General features: G+C 69.5%; 1 protein-coding gene. It reads left to right on the top strand.

Features of this window, described 5'->3' with window-relative positions; genetic code table 11:
• Positions 1–36: 36 nt before the first annotated feature.
• Positions 37–1,725 (top strand): helix-turn-helix transcriptional regulator, encoded by a 1,689-nt coding sequence (locus ELR45_RS00975; protein ID WP_129662705.1) that lies wholly within the window; start codon positions 37–39, stop codon positions 1,723–1,725.
• Positions 1,726–1,746: the final 21 nt, after the last annotated feature.

Genomic DNA, 1,746 nt, shown 5'->3' with positions numbered 1-1,746 from the left:
GTGGCCTGGTCGTGCAGCAGCCGATAACGTGATGACGTGGCGGACGTACCGCGCACACCAGAGGCAGCCGCTGACGACGGTGCCGGGGAGCTGGCGCGCGGTCGCGCGGCCGCTGAACGGCTCGCCTGGCAGCAGGCCTACGAGTCGCTGTCGCGGGCGCACGAGACGACAGCGCTGCCGGCAGCGGATCTCGAGCTGCTGGCTACCGCCGCGTACCTGACCGGTAAGGTGGCCGCTTGCCTGCATGCCCTCCAACACGCGAGCGAAGCACACGCGGCTGCGGGCAAGGTACCGCGCGCCGCGCGTTGCCTGTTCTGGCTGGGGTTCACCCTGTTCTCCCAGGGTGACATCGCCCAAGCCGGTGGTTGGCTGGCTCGGGCCGCACGGCTGCTGGACCGGGAGCAGGGGGAACACGCCGAATCTGGCCTGCTGCTGCTCCCTCAGGTGTTCCAGACCGCGGCCGAAAGCGACCACGCCGGTTCGGAGGCCATCGCGGCCCGGATGGCGGACATCGGCCAGCGGACTGGTGATGTCGAAGTGCTGTCATTCGCGCTGCATGAGCAAGGACGGGCCGTGCTCCGGCAGGGGCGGGTCCGTGAAGGCATGGCGTTGCTGGACGAGTCGATGGTGGCCGTAGTGGCGGGCGAGTTGCCGCCGTACCTCGCCGGCAACCTCTACTGCTCGATGATCGACGCATGCCGGGAGATCGCCGAGTTCCGCCGGGCCCACGAGTGGACGGTGGCGCTGACGACGTGGTGCGACCGGCAGCCGGACATGGTCACCTTCAGCGGGCAATGCCTCGTCCATCGCGCCGAGATCATGCAACTACGTGGGCAGTGGTCCGAAGCTCTTGCCGAAGCGAAGCGGGCATGTGAGCGGTTCGCCGATGCCATCGACCAGCACGCCGTTGGCATGGCCTGGTACCGGCTCGGGGAGATCTACCGAGTCCAGGGCGCGCGAGAAGAGGCGGAGGACGCGTACCGCCGTGCCGGCGAGTGGGGGCGCGACCCGCAGCCAGGGCTAGCGTTGCTGTGGCTGGACAAGGGAAGGACCGGCGCGGCCAGGGCGGCATTGGAGCGGTCCGTGGCCGAGATCACCGATCCGTTGCGACGTGCCACGCTGTTGTCTGCCCAGGTCGAGCTCGCGTTGGTGACCGGTGACGTCGACGCCGCCACCGCCGCTTGCGAGGCGCTGTCCACCATCGCGGCGGAGTTCGGCACACCCGTGCTGCGAGCGGAGGCCGACCGCGCCCGCGGCGTCGTCCGGCTCGTCACCGGCGACATCCGGGATGGGTTGATCGCGCTCCGATCGGCGTGGCAGCTGTGGCGGGATCTCGATGCGCCGTACGAGGCCGCCAAGGTGCGGGTGCTGATCGGACGGGGCTGCAGCGCACTGGGTGACGACGAGTCAGCGGCGCTCGAGCTGGACTCGGCGAGGCGGGTGTTCGACCAGCTCGGCGCGGTCATCGATCTGGCCAGGCTGGATGCGTCAATACGTCACGGCAGCGGTCCAGCAGCGACCCACGGACTCACCGCGCGCGAGGTGCAGGTGTTGCGCCTGCTCGCGTCCGGCAAGACGAACCACGCCATCGCTGCCGAACTGGTGCTGGCAGACAAGACCGTGGACCGGCACGTGAGCAACATCTACGCCAAGCTGGGCGTGAACTCCCGAGCGGCTGCCACGGCGTATGCGTTCCAGCATCGACTGGTCACCGCCACCGCCTGACGACCCGTTGCCGGCGTCTCG

It is taken from the genome of Phytoactinopolyspora endophytica, from assembly GCF_004138495.1.
Classification (GTDB): Bacteria; Actinomycetota; Actinomycetes; order Jiangellales; family Jiangellaceae; genus Phytoactinopolyspora; species Phytoactinopolyspora endophytica.
The sequence above is the reverse complement of the archived record's forward strand: the minus strand, read 5'-3'. Positions and strand labels throughout refer to the sequence as shown.